The 19,517-nt window shown below is 47.6% G+C and carries 24 protein-coding genes; 1 reads left to right on the forward strand and 23 read right to left on the reverse strand.

The genetic code is table 11. From position 1 onward, the window contains the following. Nucleotides 1-131: 131 nt before the first annotated feature. From MHB49_RS23140 to spoIIIAA, 18 genes are all read right to left on the reverse strand, one after another. Nucleotides 132-1,037: a polyprenyl synthetase family protein gene (locus MHB49_RS23140; RefSeq protein WP_247898324.1), complete on the reverse strand. Its 906-nt coding sequence runs from the start codon at nucleotides 1,035-1,037 to the stop codon at nucleotides 132-134. Further along, nucleotides 1,030-1,287, reverse strand: a complete 258-nt coding sequence (xseB, locus tag MHB49_RS23145; RefSeq protein WP_024630990.1) for an exodeoxyribonuclease VII small subunit — start codon at nucleotides 1,285-1,287, stop codon at nucleotides 1,030-1,032. Before xseB ends, MHB49_RS23140 begins: the two co-directional genes overlap by 8 nt. Next, nucleotides 1,277-2,641, reverse strand: a complete 1,365-nt coding sequence (gene xseA, locus MHB49_RS23150) for an exodeoxyribonuclease VII large subunit (RefSeq protein ID WP_405153163.1) — start codon at nucleotides 2,639-2,641, stop codon at nucleotides 1,277-1,279. Before xseA ends, xseB begins: the two co-directional genes overlap by 11 nt. Before the next feature lie 9 nt (nucleotides 2,642-2,650). Then, entirely contained in the window at nucleotides 2,651-3,508 is an 858-nt protein-coding gene (gene folD, locus MHB49_RS23155; RefSeq protein WP_405153164.1) for a bifunctional methylenetetrahydrofolate dehydrogenase/methenyltetrahydrofolate cyclohydrolase FolD, read from the reverse strand. A gap of 229 nt (nucleotides 3,509-3,737) precedes the next feature. Then, nucleotides 3,738-4,190, reverse strand: a complete 453-nt coding sequence (nusB, locus tag MHB49_RS23160; protein WP_247898326.1) for a transcription antitermination factor NusB — start codon at nucleotides 4,188-4,190, stop codon at nucleotides 3,738-3,740. A 195-nt stretch (nucleotides 4,191-4,385) separates the two neighbouring features. Then, on the reverse strand, nucleotides 4,386-4,619 hold the full coding sequence (locus MHB49_RS23165; RefSeq protein WP_247898327.1) for a DUF2273 domain-containing protein: 234 nt from the start codon (nucleotides 4,617-4,619) through the stop codon (nucleotides 4,386-4,388). 14 nt (nucleotides 4,620-4,633) lie between these two features. Beyond that, nucleotides 4,634-5,173: an alkaline shock response membrane anchor protein AmaP gene (amaP, locus tag MHB49_RS23170; protein ID WP_090900785.1), complete on the reverse strand. Its 540-nt coding sequence runs from the start codon at nucleotides 5,171-5,173 to the stop codon at nucleotides 4,634-4,636. A gap of 147 nt (nucleotides 5,174-5,320) precedes the next feature. Next, nucleotides 5,321-5,731, reverse strand: a complete 411-nt coding sequence (locus tag MHB49_RS23175) for an Asp23/Gls24 family envelope stress response protein (RefSeq protein WP_024630996.1) — start codon at nucleotides 5,729-5,731, stop codon at nucleotides 5,321-5,323. Between the two features lie 224 nt (nucleotides 5,732-5,955). Further along, a complete protein-coding gene (gene accC, locus MHB49_RS23180) occupies nucleotides 5,956-7,299 on the reverse strand; it encodes an acetyl-CoA carboxylase biotin carboxylase subunit (protein WP_405153165.1) in 1,344 nt (447 codons plus the stop codon). Nucleotides 7,300-7,354: 55 nt separating this feature from the next. After that, nucleotides 7,355-7,819: an acetyl-CoA carboxylase biotin carboxyl carrier protein gene (gene accB, locus MHB49_RS23185; RefSeq protein ID WP_405157222.1), complete on the reverse strand. Its 465-nt coding sequence runs from the start codon at nucleotides 7,817-7,819 to the stop codon at nucleotides 7,355-7,357. A 138-nt stretch (nucleotides 7,820-7,957) separates the two neighbouring features. Continuing rightward, nucleotides 7,958-8,809 (reverse strand): SpoIIIAH-like family protein, encoded by an 852-nt coding sequence (locus MHB49_RS23190; RefSeq protein ID WP_405153166.1) that lies wholly within the window; start codon nucleotides 8,807-8,809, stop codon nucleotides 7,958-7,960. 66 nt (nucleotides 8,810-8,875) lie between these two features. After that, nucleotides 8,876-9,514 (reverse strand): stage III sporulation protein AG, encoded by a 639-nt coding sequence (spoIIIAG, locus tag MHB49_RS23195; protein ID WP_247898331.1) that lies wholly within the window; start codon nucleotides 9,512-9,514, stop codon nucleotides 8,876-8,878. 15 nt (nucleotides 9,515-9,529) lie between these two features. Beyond that, entirely contained in the window at nucleotides 9,530-10,408 is an 879-nt protein-coding gene (spoIIIAF, locus tag MHB49_RS23200; protein ID WP_405153167.1) for a stage III sporulation protein AF, read from the reverse strand. Nucleotides 10,409-10,438: 30 nt separating this feature from the next. Beyond that, nucleotides 10,439-11,629, reverse strand: coding sequence for a stage III sporulation protein AE (gene spoIIIAE / locus MHB49_RS23205; protein WP_405153168.1), 1,191 nt, complete (start codon nucleotides 11,627-11,629; stop codon nucleotides 10,439-10,441). A 21-nt stretch (nucleotides 11,630-11,650) separates the two neighbouring features. Further along, nucleotides 11,651-12,040: a stage III sporulation protein AD gene (gene spoIIIAD, locus MHB49_RS23210; protein WP_017687586.1), complete on the reverse strand. Its 390-nt coding sequence runs from the start codon at nucleotides 12,038-12,040 to the stop codon at nucleotides 11,651-11,653. A 32-nt stretch (nucleotides 12,041-12,072) separates the two neighbouring features. Continuing rightward, nucleotides 12,073-12,276 carry a stage III sporulation protein AC gene (spoIIIAC, locus tag MHB49_RS23215; RefSeq protein ID WP_017687585.1) on the reverse strand — a complete coding sequence of 68 codons (204 nt, stop codon included), beginning with the start codon at nucleotides 12,274-12,276 and terminating at the stop codon, nucleotides 12,073-12,075. Nucleotides 12,277-12,305: 29 nt separating this feature from the next. Next, complete coding sequence (spoIIIAB, locus tag MHB49_RS23220) at nucleotides 12,306-12,824, reverse strand: stage III sporulation protein SpoIIIAB (protein ID WP_090900804.1); 519 nt, start codon at nucleotides 12,822-12,824, stop codon at nucleotides 12,306-12,308. Then, nucleotides 12,817-13,821: a stage III sporulation protein AA gene (gene spoIIIAA / locus MHB49_RS23225; RefSeq protein WP_063565693.1), complete on the reverse strand. Its 1,005-nt coding sequence runs from the start codon at nucleotides 13,819-13,821 to the stop codon at nucleotides 12,817-12,819. The genes spoIIIAB and spoIIIAA overlap by 8 nt, the downstream gene beginning before the upstream one ends. Before the next feature lie 275 nt (nucleotides 13,822-14,096). Here spoIIIAA and MHB49_RS23230 point away from each other — a divergent pair, with 275 nt between their 5' ends. Then, nucleotides 14,097-14,846 (forward strand): 2-phosphosulfolactate phosphatase, encoded by a 750-nt coding sequence (locus tag MHB49_RS23230; RefSeq protein WP_405153169.1) that lies wholly within the window; start codon nucleotides 14,097-14,099, stop codon nucleotides 14,844-14,846. 81 nt (nucleotides 14,847-14,927) lie between these two features. On the opposite strand, the gene MHB49_RS23235 is transcribed toward MHB49_RS23230, so the two are convergent. From MHB49_RS23235 to MHB49_RS23255, 5 genes are all read right to left on the reverse strand, one after another. Next, the gene (locus MHB49_RS23235) at nucleotides 14,928-16,181 is read right to left on the reverse strand and encodes an aspartate kinase (RefSeq protein ID WP_247898336.1); all 1,254 of its coding nucleotides are present in this window, start codon (nucleotides 16,179-16,181) and stop codon (nucleotides 14,928-14,930) included. 191 nt (nucleotides 16,182-16,372) lie between these two features. Continuing rightward, on the reverse strand, nucleotides 16,373-16,930 hold the full coding sequence (gene efp / locus MHB49_RS23240; protein WP_024631007.1) for an elongation factor P: 558 nt from the start codon (nucleotides 16,928-16,930) through the stop codon (nucleotides 16,373-16,375). Between the two features lie 297 nt (nucleotides 16,931-17,227). After that, nucleotides 17,228-18,301, reverse strand: a complete 1,074-nt coding sequence (locus MHB49_RS23245; RefSeq protein ID WP_247898337.1) for a Xaa-Pro peptidase family protein — start codon at nucleotides 18,299-18,301, stop codon at nucleotides 17,228-17,230. Nucleotides 18,302-18,340: 39 nt separating this feature from the next. Beyond that, nucleotides 18,341-18,784: a type II 3-dehydroquinate dehydratase gene (gene aroQ / locus MHB49_RS23250; protein ID WP_405153170.1), complete on the reverse strand. Its 444-nt coding sequence runs from the start codon at nucleotides 18,782-18,784 to the stop codon at nucleotides 18,341-18,343. 77 nt (nucleotides 18,785-18,861) lie between these two features. Then, a complete protein-coding gene (locus MHB49_RS23255; RefSeq protein ID WP_405153171.1) occupies nucleotides 18,862-19,440 on the reverse strand; it encodes a YqhR family membrane protein in 579 nt (192 codons plus the stop codon). Nucleotides 19,441-19,517: the final 77 nt, after the last annotated feature.

The raw sequence follows: 19,517 nt of genomic DNA on the forward strand, positions 1-19,517 counted from the left end.
TTCGTATGATCTTCCTCAATATGTATTCCCAAGATCATTTGGGACAGACTGTCTTCAATAAGCCAGAAAAAACACATTAAATGGATTACACAAATCTGGTTGATTTGAAACAGTGACACTCAACACCAAAATTAATGATCTCGACTCATCAGATAATCTGCAATCTCCATCAGTCTGGAAGGATCCGGTAATCCGGCTCTATCAAGTGCATCTTTCGCTGATTGCGTAAGAGACTTCACCTCTTGAAGCGATGCATCCATACCAATAAAATAAGGGTAAGTGACCTTTTGCTGATTCACATCACTTTGCGTCTTCTTGCCCATTTTCTGTTCGTCACCCGTCAGGTCCAGAATATCGTCCTGAATCTGGAAAGCCAGCCCCAGATCTCTGCCGAACACGCGCAGCGCTTCCAATTGTCCTTCTGTCGCACCACCAATACGAGCTCCAGCAATAAGGGAAAACACAATTAAATCTCCGGTCTTGTGCAGATGAATGTATTGCAATTGGGCAAGATCCGTCATGCCCTGCTCCCCTTCCATATCAGCCACTTGTCCGCCAACCATGCCCCTTGCTCCAGCCAATTCGGACAATTCCTCTACAATGGACAACAATGCATCTGCTGGGACACCGCTCCGACGACCTGCCTGAACGATACTATAAAAAGCATGAGTTAACAGCGCATCGCCAGCCAATATCGCTGTTGCTTCACCAAATACTTTGTGATTCGTTAATTTTCCCCTGCGATAGTCGTCATTATCCATGGCAGGCAGGTCATCGTGGATCAACGAATACGTATGAACCATCTCCACGGCGCAGGCTACCGGCAAAGCAGCTGTACGCTGTGCACCGAAGGCTTCCGCCGCAGCAACGACCAGAAGTGGACGAAGGCGTTTGCCCCCGGCCATAAGTGAATACTGCATCGCGTCAACCAGTGACTGAGGCACATCCCAGTGAACAGGAAGAGTCTGCTTCAACTCTCCTGTCACTTCAGCTGTGACTTCCTCAAGATACGTTGCAAACGAAGGACGATTACTCATTGACTTCACCGCTTTCGTCGACGGCAGTGCCGAACGGTTTCTTGCGAAGTTCCCCATCCTCTTCTACGATCATTTCGATCTTGCGTTCCACTTGTTCCAGCTTCAGCCCACAAAGTTGTGATAATTTCATCCCGCGCTGAAACAAATCGATGGCCTGCTCCAATGGAACATCACCATGCTCAAGCTGACCTACGATGTCTTCCAATGCCGCCATTGCCTCTTCAAAATTCAATTCCGGTTCATTCGCCATCGGTATTGTCGTCCTCCTTCATTCCCCAAACCTGACAGTCCAGCTGTCCGTCTGTTAATTTAATCTTGATTGAATCTCCAGGCTGAACATCCTTGATTGATTTAATCAATTGTTGTTCCTGTTCGTCATATACGAGGCTGTATCCACGTGACATGACTTTGAGAGGGCTGAGTGCATCCAGATGCCGCACAGATGATTTCCACTGCTGCTGCTTCGCTCTCGTAATGGATCGAATCGCAACCTCCAGCTGACGCCGGGCTGATGCATTCTCCCGCCTCGCTGCATTCACCTGATCACGAGGATTAAACCGCTGCAGGGCCGCACGCAGACGCTCCTGCTTCTCAGCTGTCCATTTCATGCGTGTATTTACGGTTCGCAGAAGACGCTGTTGCAGCATATCCAGACGTTCCGTATGCTGCATTAAAGTACGTCTTGGGTGCACTAGTACAGGCGAGCGTTGTAATCTGACAAGTCGCTCCCGATTATGGGCAGCACGCTGGCGTAAACTGTGCTGCAGCTGACGCTGGCGCTGAGCAATCTGATCAAGCAGTTCAGCTCTATTAGGTACCGCCAGTTCAGCAGCAGCCGTAGGCGTTGCTGCACGAAGATCAGCAGCAAAATCGGCAATCGTAAAATCCGTTTCATGCCCAACTGCTGAGATCACGGGAATGGCCGAGCCTACAATCGCTCTTGCCACAATCTCCTCATTAAAAGCCCACAACTCCTCCAATGATCCGCCGCCTCGTCCGACAATCAACACATCGGCTTCGCCCATACGATTCAGATTGTTGATGGCCTTCACAATTGACGGAGCTGCACCTTTACCTTGAACGAGTACTGGATACAGAATCACTTGAGCAGAAGGATATCTGCGTTGCAACGTAATCATAATATCTCTTACCGCTGCACCTGTAGGTGAAGTGACCACACCAATCGTCTGCGGAAAACGGGGAATCTGCCTTTTTCGTGATGCAGAGAACAATCCCTCGTCCTCCAGCTTTTTTTTCAGCTGCTCATAGGCCAAATACAGACTACCAATACCGTCCGGCTGCATGTGCGTGGCGTAGAATTGATATTGTCCGTCCCGCTCATATACCGATACATTACCACGAGCAATAACCCTCGCACCCTCCTTCGGTACAAAGGGCAATCGCTGATTATGGGATGCAAACATAATGGATTTAATCCGGCTATCCTTGTCCTTCAATGTAAAATACATATGACCGCTGGAATGATGTGTAAAGTTGGAAATCTCTCCGCGCAGCCATACATCCGACAGGACCTGATCCGATTCCAGTTTCATCCGGATGTATCGGTTTAGGTCTTTGATGGAGTAGATCTTTTGATCTGCCACAGATTCGACCTAGGCCAATCCGTGAGCGCGTTTGGCCGCGATCAGTGTATTTTGCATCAACATCGTAATCGTCATTGGACCAACGCCACCAGGAACGGGTGTAATTGGACCAGACACCGTCTTCACGCTTTCAAAATCCACATCCCCTGCAAGTTTGCCGTTTTCCAGACGATTCATTCCAACATCAATTACAACGGCACCCGGTTTGACGAAATCGGCATCCACAAAGTTTGCACGTCCGATAGCAACTACCAGAATGTCTGCCTGACGAGTGATCTCTTTCATATTTGCTGTACGGGAATGACACATCGTTACCGTTGCGTTCTCACGTTGAAGCAGCAAGGATACCGGTTTACCAACAATGTTGCTGCGGCCGATGACTACGGCATGTTTGCCTGACATTTCAAGACCCGTACGCTTAATCAGTTCGATCACGCCTGCAGGAGTACACGGCAATAGGCTGTCATCACCAATAACGAGGTTACCCACATTAACCGGGTGGAATCCGTCCACATCCTTGTCCACGGCGATCGCATCGATAACCGCTTTCTCTTCAATATGCTTCGGTAATGGGAGCTGAACCAAAATGCCATTAATGGATTCCTGTTTGTTCAGCTTGTCCACCAGAGCAAGCAAATCCTCTTGGGATGTGTCTGCATCCAGACGATGAACTTCGGAATAGAAGCCAAGATCATGACATGCCTTTTCTTTATTACGCACATATACTTGGGATGCCGGATCTTCCCCGACGAGCACAACAGCCAGACCAGGTATTACCCCCTGTTCGCTAAGCTGCTTTACTTCTGCAGTGATGCCTGCACGAATCTCCTGGGACACTTCTTTACCGTTAATAATAGTTGCTGTCACTGTACTCTCTCTCCCTTATGTGAACATATTTTTAGAGGTTGTTCAAAAAGTCTGCTTTTGATTACGAAGGATGCCTATCGGCATCATCAGCATCGAATATGAAATTCAGCCGAAATGTCCGTTGCTCACGTAGTTTTCCCTACGCTCCGCTACTCCATTTCTAGCTTCATCCCATCTTCTCGGTACTGAAAATCGGTCTTTTTGAACACGCACTGTAGTTAATTGTAACTTAAGATAGTTTTGCTTTGATGGTGTCGACTTCCTGAATCATGCGCCCGAGTACACCATTGACGAATTTGCCGGATTCATCGGTGCCAAAATACTTGGACAATTCAATCGCTTCATTGACGGATACTTTTGCCGGGATATCATCACGGAACACCATCTCATACGTTGAAAGCCGTAAAATCTGGCGGTCTACACGTGACAAACGGCTAATCTGCCAGCCTTTCAAATAGTCGACGAGTAATCCATCAATAGCGTCCTTATGACTCCATGCGCCCTGTACAATTTCAGTTACGTAGGAACGCATCACATCTGCGTCATGAATAACCACTTCGGTTTCATTATCTTCAGCGGCTTCATTAATCAGCATATTCACGGCTTCAGCTGCGCCAACTTCATTCATTTCCATCTGATACAGACTTTGTACTGCAATTTCCCTTGCCAAACGTCTTTTCATGTCCTGCCTCCTGCAGCGCTCTCTATAGAGCGTCATCATGCTTATTTTAAAATATAAAATCTTTGATGGAATCAGAGATCTTATTATATTGTTATCCCTTTTCACAAAAAAACCTGCAATCGTTTCCTCCAAAAAACGGGCAACCTAAACTACAGCTCTATTTTCGGAAGAAACATATTGCAGGGTTCAGGTGGCTCACTTAAAGGGACGCCAGCGATCACCGAGCCATTGCCCCCATTCCCTCCAGGGAATGAACGAGCCCAGCTTCGAGTCGCTTCGTCTGCCTAACGTATAACCGATGAACACCAAGAGTGCAAAGAACAACATATCCCAAAAACCGATCCACACATAAAGAAAACCAAAAAAGATGCCAAAGGCAATGCCGATAATTCGGCCTCTGTGACTATCCCAAATCTCTCTCCACAGCATCAGTGAAACTCACCTCATTCCACTCGACTCTTGTAGTTAGGCGACTGGGTAACGTTGGCAATATACACGGTGACAAAAGAAACCGGGATACCCGTAATCTCCTGTACATGATCATGTATAGCCTTCTGCAGTTCGGCTGTCAGCGTCGGAATTGGGGTCTCGCCATCCACTACCGCGCGGATCATAATCTCCAGTCCGGATTCAACAACACGAATGCGAGCTTTGACATCACGTACACCTCGGAAACGTGATGTTGCTTTGAGACAGAGATTTTCAATCGTTTCCATCGAAATCTGCACATCACCATATTCGGTACGCTGATCTACAGATGGCAATGAAGCACGATCACGCCGAACCGAGATGTAGAAAAATCGCAAACTCAGGATAAACAAAATCGCTGCGGCTACAACCGCCGCAATAATGACGTTCTGTTCCTGCTGGTAATTCAATTCGTATGGCAGCACACCGCTAATAAGAAGTATAACCGCTGCCGATATTGCTCCAACGCTTATGCTGTATATAAACAACAGAAGCCGATCCAGTATTTTAGCCACGAACTGCACAGCCTCCCTTGCTCACTAACATTGCTTAACCTGCCCATTGGCAAAAGGGTGATCCTCAGGTGCACGTTTCCGCTTGCTCAAAGACCTGTCCAAGACGGGATAACCCCCGGCAGTGATGCCGGGGGAATCTGTCTTCTTTTATTTTACGCGCTGACTGTTCAGGTCGATTTCTTCCACTTTTTCAGTGCTTTTGAACTGAACATCATGAATGTGTACATTAACCTCATTCACATTCAATCCGGTCATGTTCTCAATGGAGCGTTTCACGTTCTGTTGAATTTCGGTAGCCACCTGTGGAAGACGGTATCCATATTCAATAATAACGGAAACATCCACTGCAGCTTCACGCTGACCTACTTCAACCTTAACGCCTTTGGAAAGGTTTTTACGACCAAGCAATTCAGCAAATCCACCAGCGAACCCGCCGCTCATGCCTGCAACACCTTTTACTTCAACTGTAGCCAGTCCAGCGATCACTTCAATAACTTCAGGTGCGATCTGGATTTCACCGATATCCGTTCGTTCAAATTCTGTCGGCAGTGTACTCATAACTGTTCAACACACCTTTCGCGAAATAAGTTTGCGGCCATCCGTCAGGGCGCTGGCACTCAGACCAATCTGGCCTTCAGAACCCTTCCGGTCCGGCTTTACCGGAACTCCTGCAAACCTTCATCCGCATACGTGCGGCTTATCCTTTGCAGGAGACATGCGCTCTTATTATTACATACTATATCATTTGGGCTACATTATGACAAACAAGCCCAATATACCTTTTAAATCTCATTTTCCTCAAGAAATTTGATATCAAAGTCTCCACGAACGAAGGTTGGATGATCCAGCAATTTCTGATGGAAAGGAATCGTTGTAGAAATGCCTTCAATTGCAAATTCAGCCAATGCACGTTTCATCTTCGCAATAGCCTCTTCCCTATTTGCTCCCCACACGATCAGTTTGGCAATCATGGAGTCGTAATAAGGAGAGATCGTGTAGCCCGGATAAGCTCCACTATCTACACGTACACCTGGCCCTCCTGGCGCAAGGTAGAAACCAATTTTGCCTGGTGATGGCATGAAGTTACGGTCTGGATCTTCTGCATTGATACGGCATTCAATGGACCAACCGTTAATCACAACATCTTCCTGACGGAAAGAGAGCGGATTCCCTTCAGCTACGGAGATCATTTCGCGGATCAGATCCACGCCTGTAACCATTTCTGTCACAGGGTGTTCCACCTGAATACGTGTATTCATTTCCATGAAATAGAACTCACCGTTCGGGCTGAGCAAGAACTCAAGTGTACCTGCCCCAGAGTAATTCACGGCAAGTGCTGCCCGTACTGCGGCTTCTCCCATTAATGTACGCACATCTTCAGAGATGATCGGACAAGGTGCTTCTTCCACCAGCTTTTGACGTCGACGCTGAACGGAACAATCACGCTCACCCAAATGCACTGCATTTCCATGTTTGTCTGCAATGATCTGAATCTCGACGTGTTTCATGCCTGTCAGGAATTTCTCCAGGTACACCCCGCCGTTGCCAAAAGCCTTTTGCGCTTCCTGCTGAGCAGCCGTAATCTGTTTGATCAGGGCTTCTTCATCTTCTGCGATACGAATCCCCTTACCTCCGCCACCTGCAGTAGCTTTGATAATAACAGGGTAGCCGATATCCCGGCCAAGCATAATCGCTTCTTCCATGCTTTCGACAAGACCATCGGATCCAGGAATTACAGGGACACCTGCATCCTTCATCGTTTGTTTGGCGACAGCCTTGTCCCCCATTTTGGTTATAGCCTCTGGAGAAGGGCCGATGAACGTAATATTGCAGGAATCACAGATTTCTGCAAAATCAGCGTTCTCTGCCAAGAATCCGTAGCCTGGGTGGATCGCATCACATTCCGTCAGTGTAGCTACACTCATCAGGTTTGTGAAGTTTAGATAACTGTCTTTCGAAAGTGTAGGCCCGATACAATACGCTTCATCTGCTAGACGAACATGCAGGGAGTCTTTATCCGCTTCCGAATAGACTGCTACGGTCGAAATGCCGATTTCACGACAGGCACGAATAATACGTACCGCAATTTCACCACGGTTCGCAATCAGTATTTTTTGAAATTTCATTTCGTTATTGTCCTCCTTCGAAGCTCATGCAGTTGCCGTTATGTGGCTATAACCGTTATTCCGGTTTCACCAGGAACAGAGGTTGTCCATACTCAACCAGCTGTCCGTTCTCAACCAGCACTTCAACGATTTCTCCCTTGATGTCAGCATCAAGCTCGTTCATCAGCTTCATCGCCTCAATGATACATACCGTTGTTTTCTCAACAACTTTATCACCAGCGCTTACAAAAGGACCCGCTTCCGGCGAGGAAGCTCTGTAAAAAGTACCCACCATCGGAGATACGATTTTATGTAAATGGCTTGTAGTATCAACTTGCGGAGCAACCTCAGCCACCACTGCAGCCGGTTGCACCTGTGGTGCAGCAATCATTTGCGGTTGAACAGCGGCTGCTTGAACAAATTCGGTTTTACCCGGTTTGCGAATCGACAACCGTGATCCTTCGTTTTCAATTTCCAACTCTTGAACGGAACTTTCATCTACCAGTTTGATCAGTTCTTTGATCTCACTCAATTTAAACATTTCCATTATTCACTCCTTCGGCATCATGCCAGTCTCACTAGGACGGTCATATGGCTTTATGTATTATATCATAATCATTAAAAATGGAAAGAGCCCGAGATCTGATCCAGCTCTCGGGGCTGCTATTCCTTGTTTAGATTACTGTTCTGTCACGTATTGTACGCTGATTTTGTTCTGCGACACCGCCAGTTCTTTCATGACCAGATCCACAATGGAAACCGCTTGTTTTACATCCAGTTTGTCACTGAGAACAACAACTTTATACTTGTCGGCATCCTCTTGAACGATCGCATTGGCAAACTGTTGTGACAGGGTTTCTTCAATGCCATTGATTTTGGCTTCTTTTTCTTCCAGTGTACGAAGCTGCTCTGTTGCTTTGGCGTTTTCTTCTGGCGTTTTGCTCAGATCACCCGCAACGGTCATAAGTTCTTCATACTTGCGATTGTTGCTCTCTTCACGCTGCCACTGGTAGTTTTGGAACTGACTGCTCGCAGACGCCGCCGTATTTTGCTCTTCCATCTCCTTGAGGACATCCTCGTCGGTTTTCGCCGCACTGCCATCGGATCCGGTACTTGTCTCAGGAGTCGTTGTTGTTCCCTTTTCAGTGCCCTCTTTTGTACCTTTTTCACTGCCTTTACCAGCTTCACCTTGTTTTTCTCCCGATTCCGCAGCTGGAGATTTCTCGGTATCCCCGGCTTCTTTACCGTCTACAACCGCAGGATTATCAACAGATTCAGTAGCTGTTTGATCTCCCTCAGTCCCTGTAACTTCTCCGCCATTCACCACTTCATTCACAACCAGGCCTTCTGTTGGATCAAGGATTCCAGCCGTTTCCTTTGCTTCTCCCTGCTTCATACCATCCACCTGCGTGCTTTCAGCTACAGGCGTATTAACCGGACCGGAATCTTCAGTGAACAGGTAATAGGCGGACAAAATGACCATCAGACTCAGCATGGATACGAGCCATACCGTTTGACGTTTGTTATTCATTAGAACTTCCTCCTCGAATTGGCTTCATTCTTATGACATTCAAATCTTGTGAAACATGATTCTGGACTAATCCTGCTTGCGCGGAACAACCGAAATCCGGTAGGCCGCAACATTCAGTCCTTTTTCCACAGCATCTGTAATCAGGTCCTTCACAACCTTGTTCTCTGCACCTCTGGCAACGACAAGCACGCCCCGGATCTGCGGTTTGAGTTTTTTCGTGACAATCGGTGTCTGATCCCCTGATATTTCATACGTGATAATCTCACCATCCCGGGTATATTGCGTCATATGTCGTTTGCCCCCGTTTGCATCCGTTTCTTCGGTGAGCTGCTGCGAATCCTTCACATTACGCTGTACAACAAGCTCCTCTGTAGAATCCACGGTAACCATCACATCAACAGTTCCCACACCTACGATATTTTCCAGCACACCCTTGATCTTGTCCTCAAATGCGATCTCTATCGCCTGAAATGGATTCTGTTCTGTCGGATCCGTCTGTATGGATGCCATCGATGTAGCCGGATCAGGCGGCTCTCGACCGATATTTTCGGAATCAATCTTTTTAACATTGACGAAGGAGTTGAACAACATGATTCCCACTCCGATCAAACCTAGGATAATCAACCAGCGAAAGGTTTGACTGCGCCGCTGCCCGCCTTCTCCTCCGCCGAGCCAGCTTTCCATCTTTTTGAGCCATTGTTTCATCGGTTACCCTCCTTTTTACAGCGCCGAGGCGCTTTTCTTTTCTTTCACCTGTACTTTGTTTGCATCAATATCCCACTTCTCTGTCAAGAGGGTAATTATTTGTACGGCTCGTTCAGACCGGGAGGACGTCTGTCCTTGCTGAGAGGTTGTCTCTGCCTGCTGACCTGACACAGGTGTGGAGTCTGCCTCCTGTTCATTTTGGAGCTCGTCAGAGTTACCTTTGCTCACGCTACTTTCACGGTTGCTGCCGCTGTTCACCTCGATCTGTACATCCGGGACCTCAATCTGACCAATCTGGATTGGCTCCTGAACTGGAGGTGATTCAGTGGTTTGGGATTGCCGGTCAGAGCCGAATATTGGTGTTGTAGTTGCCGCTGCTTCCTGCTGACCTGTGTTGGGATTGACTCTCCCACCTGCTGCCTCACCTGCCATCTCCACCAGAACATACTGGATTACAGGAAGTTCCACCGAGGTGGCCAAATCCGTCTCGGGCTTGGTTGTATCCATCGCGAGTTTTACTTCAACGGACTGCACTCGCTCCCCCGTTGTTTCTTCAATTTGCCCTTTCATTACGTTAGCCAGCTCTTTGGCTGTCCATTGCAGTGATTGTTCCTGTTCATTGGATTGCAATCGCCTCCCCTGAGCCAAAATCTGTTCAAGTGTTGCATTTCCATCGGATGGCGAATCCATAGCGGTCATTGCTCGTTTGAGCTCGCCAACCGGATCACTTTTCAAGAGCTTCGTTATGGGCGATAACAGAGTCAGCAGGATAAGAAGGCTCAGCACAAGCTTGACATAGCGTTCCATGGATCGATTGGGCAACAGCATATCCACGAAAGTTGCCAACAGAACGATCATGATTAATTCACGGAGCCAGCTGCTCAGCCACCCCATCCTTCCAGCCCCTTTCTCTTGAGCATCCCCTCATCTCATCATGACGGTCAGATTGCCAGCAGTTAGCAGGATCGTAATTGCCAGAAAAAACATCAGTCCAACGGCCGCCAGTGCTGCAAATACGTAAATCATGCTTTTGCCTATCGCCTGCAGACATCCTACAATCGGCGTGTCCCCTAGAGGTTGCATAATCGCGCCAGTGATGTTGTAGATCAGGGCTAACGTCAGAATTTTAAGTGCAGGAAACGCACATAAAAACAAGATAATGATGACACCTGTTAGTCCGATTGCATTTTTCACCAGCAGCGACGCTGTAATAACTGTGTCCGTTGCATCCGCAAAGGTTCTGCCGACAATGGGGACAAAGTTGCCTGCGATGTACTTCGCCGCTTTCAGACTGACACCATCTGCTACGGAGCCCGATGCCCCCTGAACCGAAATTACGCCCAGGAACATCGTAAGCAATATACCGAGCAGAGCCACACTAATGTTCCGTAACAGGTCTGCCAGCTGTGTAAGCTTGTACTTGTCGGACAAGGAACTGACGAGATGTAACACCGCCGAGAAAAAGAGTAACGGGAATACCAGCATGTGAATCAATGTACCGACCAGATGAATCATGAAGATGATCAGCGGATGGGTCACAGAAACAGTAATGACATTTCCCATTGAAGCCAGCAGTGTAAACAACAGGGGCACCATGGCCATCATAAAGTTAATCATGCTGGCAATGGCATCCTTGGCGTATCCGATCGCCACACTGAAGCTGTTGATGGCAATGATAATAATGACCATGTAACAGATGGAGTAAGCGATTTTGCTAATGTTATTTTTCTCAAAAGCAGTCTGTAGCGTCTCCAGAATCATACTCAGCACACTTAGCATCACAATCGTGACCAGAAGTTTGCCGTTATATAGAATTTCATGCAGCATAAAGGTCCCAATCGCTATAAACACCGACTTCAGGCTGAACCCTTCATTGCCGGGGATTAACATATCCATAAAGGAAGGTGTTTTTCCTTCCGGGAAAAAACCACCGTATTGTTGCATGAGTTGGTCCCAATATTTTTCTACCTGATCCTTGGGAAGCTGGTCAGCTTGCTGCTGCATCCATTCTCCCGAGGGAGAACCAGCAGCGACCTGTCCCATGATCGCAAACAGAAAACACAGCGTCAGCACAAAGGTAAGGCGCCACTGCGGCTTATGATGCATCATTTTCATATGAAGTCCGCACGCCTCCCTCTACACCGGCATCAGCTTCATGACGGTTTCGATAATAATGCTGATGATCGGTATCGCGAGTACAAGGATCAGCACCTTGCCAGCAAGTTCAATTTTGGAAGCAATGCTCTCCTGGCCTGCATCCCTGACAATCTGTGCTCCGAATTCAGCAATGTACGCTATGCCTATAATTTTCAGCACGGTTTTTAGATAAATGCTCTCCATACCTGAATTCTCGGCAAGCCGTTTCAACACTTCGATTACCGCGCCAATCTTGCCAATCAGCAGCATGAAGATCACGATGCCAGTTGCAGCAGCAATCAGAAAAGCGAACATGGGCTTCTGTTCTTTGATAACTAGAATGAGCACCGTTGCGATGAGCGCCAGACCTACAACTTGGATAATTTCCACAGGTCACCACCATCCCGGCTTCATGACCGTTTTCATTGAAAAAGAAATATCGATTTGATCTCTTGCAGCAGGCTGTCCAGCATACGGACCACCATGAACAATACAACGACAAATCCGATCACGGTCACCCAGTGAGCCATATCTTCCTTTCCCATTTGTTTCAGCACCGTATGAATCATTGCAATAATGATTCCGATGCCCGCAATTTGAAAGATTGCGTTCACTTCTAAATTCATGACCTTGGCACCTCACTATCCCGGCTATTTCAGAAGATCAGAATGACGATTAACGCTCCGACAAGCATCCCGAGACTGCGGCACATTCGTTCATATTTCATTTGATCGGCTTGGGCACGGGATTCCTCATGCATAAGTTGCTGAATGGCTAACGAGATGTGCTTGGTCTGATCCTGACGATCGCTGGTGCCAAGGCTGAAGCTCAATTGCAGCATGACTTCCCGCTCGTCCGCCTTCATGGCTGATCTTCCCCACGCCTCTTCTATACCAGACTGAAGACTCTCACGAGCAGTGTGTCCATGAGGTGGTTCCATCTGTTTGGCTGCGTGGAGAAACAGCGTCCGAACAGGCTCTTTGGTCTGGGCTCCCATTTTCCCCATGGCATCAGGTAACGGGGTCAGCCCGTAGTTAATCTCTGTCATCAACCGCTGGAGAGCGGCGATTAATTCTCGCAGTTGTCTTGGCCTCAAGGCATACTGCCTTGCCTTGTAGAATCCGGCGAGGGTACTGGCCAGCAGAATGATGACGGCACCGAGCATGTTAACCAAAGGCCTCACCTCCCACTTCCGTCTGCTGGAGACCACGCATTTTGCCATCGGCCAATCGAAAGGTCATACCCCGGCTCGTCCGTTGCAGCTGGACATAGCGTTGGAACATCTGCTCGACGATTAGGGTTCTCAGCGCAGGTCTGGAAGAAAGCTCAGCCAGATCACGACCATGCGCAGTAGCGATGACAGATACGCCTGCATGTAGTGCTTCCATGACCGCCTCCGCATCTTCCGGTCGGCCTATCTCGTCCACGATCAGGACATCGGGAGACATGGAGCGAAGCATCATCATCATGCCCTCAGCCTTTGGACATCCGTCCATGACATCGGTGCGAGGACCTACGTCAAATCCGGGTACGCCCTTATAACTTCCAGCGATTTCGGATCGCTCATCAACGATGCCAACCTTTAGACGTGGGCGTATGCCCTGAACAAGTTCATTGACACCCGTAAGTTTAGTTCCACTGCTAATCTGTCTTGCCAGATCCCGCAGTAAAGTGGTCTTTCCTTGCTGCGGAGGTGAAAGAATTAAGGTGTGCATGACCTGTCCACTTTTCATGTCCAGCAGATACGGCAGAATCCGATCAGCGACTCCGTGAATCTCTCGGGCCACCCTGACATTGAATCCATTGATGTCGCGCAGGTATTCGACGCGGCCTCCACTTAGCACCGTTCGGCCAGCCAGTCCGATTCTGTGCCCTCCAGGAATGGTGATGAAGCCTTTACGCAGCTCCTCTTCCAATGTATAAAGCGAATGATTGCTGATCAGATCCAGCAGCCTGTGTGTTACCTCTTTTAAGGGAATATAGGCTTCATCAGGCTTCGAAGTCGGACTGCCCTGGGGTGTGAGGAAGTGATAGGTGTCTCCTGCATTGATTTCCAGTGGTCTTCCTTCACGGATACGTACTTCCTCCACTTTATCTAATAAAGCGGGCGGCATTCTTCCCAGAATGGTTCGAATCGGTTCCGGAAAGATATCCTTCCAGTTCACCATCATGAATAGGCCCCTCCAACCTTGAATTCGGTTTTATTGCGTTCCTGGTGCTTGTTCATATCTCAAGTTTATGTGTGTACATTGAATTTATGACGCTGAAATCTATCATTTTCTTCAAAATAGGGAGGAGAGTTAAAAATCATAGATCAACCTAGTGTTCCAGTCTAGGCACCCGTCTAGATCCAAGTGCATATAGTGCTTGCAGACAGGTGTTATTCATTCCGGGATAAAAAAGGTAAGAACCACCTATCCCCAAATACAGAAAGGAGTTGTGGGGAGTGAGAGTCGACGTGGTAGGTAATGTGAATGAAGTTCGAAGAATGGATATTGCAGGCAGGTGTGTTGTTGTGATCGATGTATTGCGAACGACTAGTACGATTGTTACGGCACTGGCATACGATGCGACGGACGTAATTCCTGTAGAAACTGTTCCTCAAGCGAAACAATTGAACGTGAAGAATGCCATTCGTGGCGGGGAGCGCTTTGATAAAAAAATCACTGGATTCGAGGTGGGCAATTCCCCCTATGAATATATGACTCCAACTATTGCGGGTAAAACCATTATTCTGACGACCACTGATGGTACACGTGCCCTAATCAAGGCATCTAAGGCTAGGCATGTGTTCGCAGGCTCATTTCTCAATGTGAAAGCTGTAGCGGCTGTTTTGTGCGAACTGCGCCGGGATATCTTATTGTTATGTGCTGGGGATCAGGATGAGTTCGCACTGGAAGATGGTTTGTGTGCAGGCAGCATCATCGAGGAGTTGTACCGACAATCCCCTTTCCCAATTATGCTGAACGATCTGGGCCTGGTGCTCCATCAGGCTGCCACTCATGCCGAGGACAAATTACCCGATCTGGTTAGAGTATCCGCGGGTGGCCGAAGGCTGGAAAGGCTGGGGAGAATGCATGATGTAATGTATTGCACTCAATTGAACTTGCTGGAGTGCGTTCCAGAAATGGATGAAGGAAACCGGATGCAACCATACAAAGGAACGCGTAAGGAGCGATTGTTTAAATTGCTGTAAATAATTTGAAAAGGTGTACTGCGATCCCGAATTGGGGATACACAGTACACCTTTGGTATGTCATTATAACTATATCGGTTTTTATCTGCGGACTTGCGGTCCGCCGATCACTGCCTGCTCTTCCGTATCCAGATCATACGCTGTGTGCAGTGCCTTGATTACATCATGAAGCTTCTCTCCATCAATTACACAAGATACCTTGATTTCGGAAGTGCTGACCATTTTAATGCTCACACCTTCGCCTGAGATAACTTTGAACATCTTCGCAGCAACGCCTGGATGGCTAACCATGCCTGCGCCAACGATCGAAACTTTAACCAGATTGTCTTCAGAAGTAACTTCACGGTAAGGCAGGCGGCTGTGAAGGGCTTCAATGACACGCAATGCGTTCTCCCGATCAGACAGCGCAACAGAGAACGAAAAGTCTGCTTTACCATCCATTACACCGCTTTGAACGATAATGTCGACATCCAGCTGTTCTGATGCAAGTGCACCAAATACTTCAGCGAGAACTCCTGGCATATCTGGTACACCCAGAATACTGATGCGAGCCACATTTTTGTCATAGGCAATTCCACTAACTACCACGCCTTGTTCCATTGTTGCTTCCTCCTTCACAACCGTTCCTTCATTATGATTAAAGCTGGATCTTACAATCAAGGGCACACCGGAATGCTTCGCGTATTCAACTGCACGCGGATGCAGTACCGCTGCACCCAGATTGGCCAGTTCCAGCATCTCGTCGTACGAAATTTCCTTGAGCTTGCGTGCAACCTTCACGATACGCGGATCGGTGGAATAGATTCCATCTACATCCGTGTAAATTTCGCAAGCGTCAGCCTTGATGGCTGCTGCCAGGGCTACTGCCGTTGTATCCGATCCGCCGCGGCCAAGTGTCGTAATCTCGCCGTCTTCCGTCATGCCCTGGAACCCTGCAACGATTACAATGTTCCCTTCTGCCAATGCCTGGTTCACCCGTTCCGGATGAATATTGTTAATCCGCGCTTTGCCGTGTACCGGCTCTGTCCGGAATCCCGCTTGCCAACCTGTAAATGAAATGGCTTTGCGTCCCAGCGCCTGAATTGCCATGGATAACAATGAAATCGAGATCTGTTCTCCCGTAGTCAAAAGCATATCCATCTCACGCGCAGGCAGTTCACTGTTCAGCTGTTTCGCCTGATCAATCAAATCATCCGTGGTATCCCCCATGGCCGAAACCACGACTACACACTGATGTCCTTCATCCGCTTTTTCTACAACACGTCCGGCTACACGCTTCATGCGCTCTGTATCTCCGACCGAGCTGCCCCCAAATTTCATGACGTACAATGACAACGCAAATCCACTCCCTACCTTGTGCAGTATGCATAATTGATGTCCACCGTCATTATTCTCTCCGAAAAATGACTTTAACCCAGTATATTACGAAAGCGTCTGATAGGCTAATCTTTTTTCGAAAAAACCCTTTGCCAAAGAAATGGCAAAGGGTTGAAATAACGCTATATTTAGCTTACACCGTGTGAACGTTACGCGCGGGAAGAGTATTTACCTTCACGAGTATCGATCAGCAGAACATCGCCTTCGTTGATAAACAATGGCACCTGTACGTTCAAGCCTGTTTCTACTTTTGCGTTTTTAGTAGCGCCTTGTGCCGTGTTACCTTTTACGCTTGGCTCTGTTTCGATAACTTTCAACTCTACGCTTGTAGGCAGATCGATTCCGAGGATTTCACCTTGGTAGCTAACGATTTTTACGTTCATGTTTTCTTTGAGGAAGTTCAATTCCCATTCCAATTGGTCGCTCGTCAGTGTGAACTGATCATATGTTTCGTTGTCCATGAACGTATGCTCTGTACCACTTGCATACAGGTAGGATACGCCACGGTTTTCGATGATGGCACGGCCAATCGTTTCACCTGCACGGAATGTTTTCTCAACCGTGTTACCGTTGCGCAGGTTTTTCAGTTTGGAACGTACGAAGGCAGCGCCTTTACCTGGTTTAACGTGCTGAAAATCAAGTACGGTATAAATGTCGTTATCTACCTGTACGGTCAAGCCTGTTTTAAAATCGTTTACTGAAATCACAAAAAATCCCTCCTGATATGGTTGAAAAGTAGGTGATATAAGACGATAAGTTAATTTATGTTTGAAAAGTCAAACCTTCATATTACCCAGACCACTACGATGGCAGAACAACCTTCCGATCGCTGTTATCCCCAGATTTCTTTTTAATCCCTATCCTTATAGGGAGAAATCCGGTGATAAAGGCGAGCGTTTCACTTCTTCAGGTTTTTTCTGCCCTCTCCGTTATTGTGTAATTCCAAGTTTACTTAATTCAAAAGCATAAATTAAAAATCGTCTTATATCACCGTTGGCTGTAATTTAGCCGATTACGGTGAACTTCTTGTCCGAATTCGTCAAAATGTGGATACCTGTCTCGGTAATCACCACGTCATCCTCGATACGCACGCCGCCAAGGCCATCAATGTAGATACCCGGTTCAACGGTTACTACCATGCCTGGTTTTAAAACATCGTCGCTTAGCTTGGACAAACGAGGAGCCTCATGGACTTCCATACCCAGACCGTGGCCTGTGCTGTGTCCAAACTGCTCTCCGTATCCGTGCCCTGCAATGATATCACGTGCCAATGCATCTGCTTCCCGGCCGGTCATGCCCGGTTTCAGGTTCGCCAGCGTATGTAACTGGGCTTCCAGTACGATATCGTAAATTTTACGCAGTTCAGGCACAGGTGTGCCCGTTGCGATGGTACGTGTCAGATCTGAACAGTATCCATCCAAAAGCGCACCGAAGTCAAATGTAATTAACTCATTTTGTCCAATGACTTTGCTGCTCGCTACACCATGAGGCATAGCAGAACGTTCACCTGAAGCAACGATTGTGTCAAACGAAGAGGAAGTTGCTCCATGCTTGCGCATGTAAAACTCCATCTCCAAATCCACTTCACGTTCAGTCATACCCGGTTTTGCAAATTGCAAAACATGACTGAAGGTTGCATCTGCCAGATCCGCAGCTCTTTGCATTACAGCGATTTCATCTTCATCCTTGAATATGCGCAGTTGTTCCACGATACCGGATACAGCTTTCAATTCAATGGATTGAAGTGCATCTGCATAAGCAGTGTGCGTACCATAGGTAACATGATCCTGCTCAAAACCAACTTGTTTGATATTCGCCGATGCAAGCAATTCACGTACGGATTCCAGCGGTTTTGGTCCATGTTCCACAACGGTAAATCCTTTGGCTTGTTGCGGTGCCTGTGTCATATAACGGAAATCGGTAAGCAAATACGCTTCTTGTTCCGTAATTAGCACATATCCCGCTGAACCTGTAAAGCCCGTCATATAACGACGGTTAATCGGATTTGTAATCAGCATAGCCGTGAGTTCATGTTTATTCATGGCCTCACGCAACTTATTTACTCGTTTGTTTTCCATCGGTAACCCTTCTTTCTCTCACATTCCCGGGTCCCCGGCTCAGGTTTGTTTGTCCAGATGACGCACGAGAGCCAGCAGCCCCAGTTCATAGCTTACTTCGCCAAATCCGGCAATCTGCCCGATTGTTTCTGCAGCAATTACTGAGTGATGTCTGAACGCTTCGCGTGCATGAATGTTCGATAGATGTACTTCTACTGTAGGAACCTTTACGGCATTGATAGCATCACGTACAGCATAACTGTAATGGGTCAGCGCTCCGGCATTTAGCATGATTCCGTCAGCATCGCCCATCGCTGCATGAATGCGATCAATGATGTCCCCCTCGTGATTGGATTGATAAAAAGCGATGGAGACGCCGAGCTCCTCCGCCTGTCTGCGAATTTTGTCTTCAATATCCTTCAGACTAAGCGTTCCATAGATGCCGGGTTCACGTATACCGAGCATGTTCAGGTTCGGGCCATTGACTACAACAATCCGTTTCATAGCTGCTCCACCCTTTCTGCAAATAACCATCTGCTATTTTAACACAGCTATTGCCGGATTGAGAAGCTTTTTTGCGGCTATGCTCCCGCTTGCTCAGGCTCGCGTTTCCGTTCATCCGTAAACTCCATGGCTACGGTGTAGCCAATAAACAGCCCCCACAACAAAAAGAAACATAATTCTGTAATGATTGAATCCCAGGTTAAGCGGTTTAAAGGCTTCACCATTTCCAGTTTGGGACCTACCAGGACAAAGATAATGAGCCACCATAATATCCCGTAACCCATGCCTGGAAGCGGTCCTTTCCATTTTTTCAAAGTGTATGTGTAAATTAACGAGGCGAGGACCGAAAAGACAATAAAAAACAGCCAGCCGGTCAAATGCCCTGCTGCAGTATAAATAAATTTGTGTTTAAAAAATGGTTCAGCCAAAAATCCCAGTGGCACAATCGTAAAATGAAGCAGATAGAAGAGCCAATGCAAACCTCCCCAGATAAAACCTGCGAAAAAACCTAACTCCACTGCAAAAGGGAATGGTTTGGTGAAATAATGTGCCTGGCCTTGTCGCTGGGCAGCACGTTTTCCCCGGTCCTTTTTCCCACTTCTGTCAACAGGCTGATTTTCCTTATGGGATGTGCGTTCACCCGTATACTCTGTCATCGATATTCTCCTTCACGTTCAGTTTGCAAAACGGAGAATAAATCTCCATTTTCGTCCTAACTCTAACGGGTAGTATG

Origin of the sequence: Paenibacillus sp. FSL K6-0108 (assembly GCF_045040695.1) — a bacterium.
GTDB lineage: Bacteria > Bacillota > Bacilli > Paenibacillales > Paenibacillaceae > Paenibacillus > Paenibacillus pabuli_B.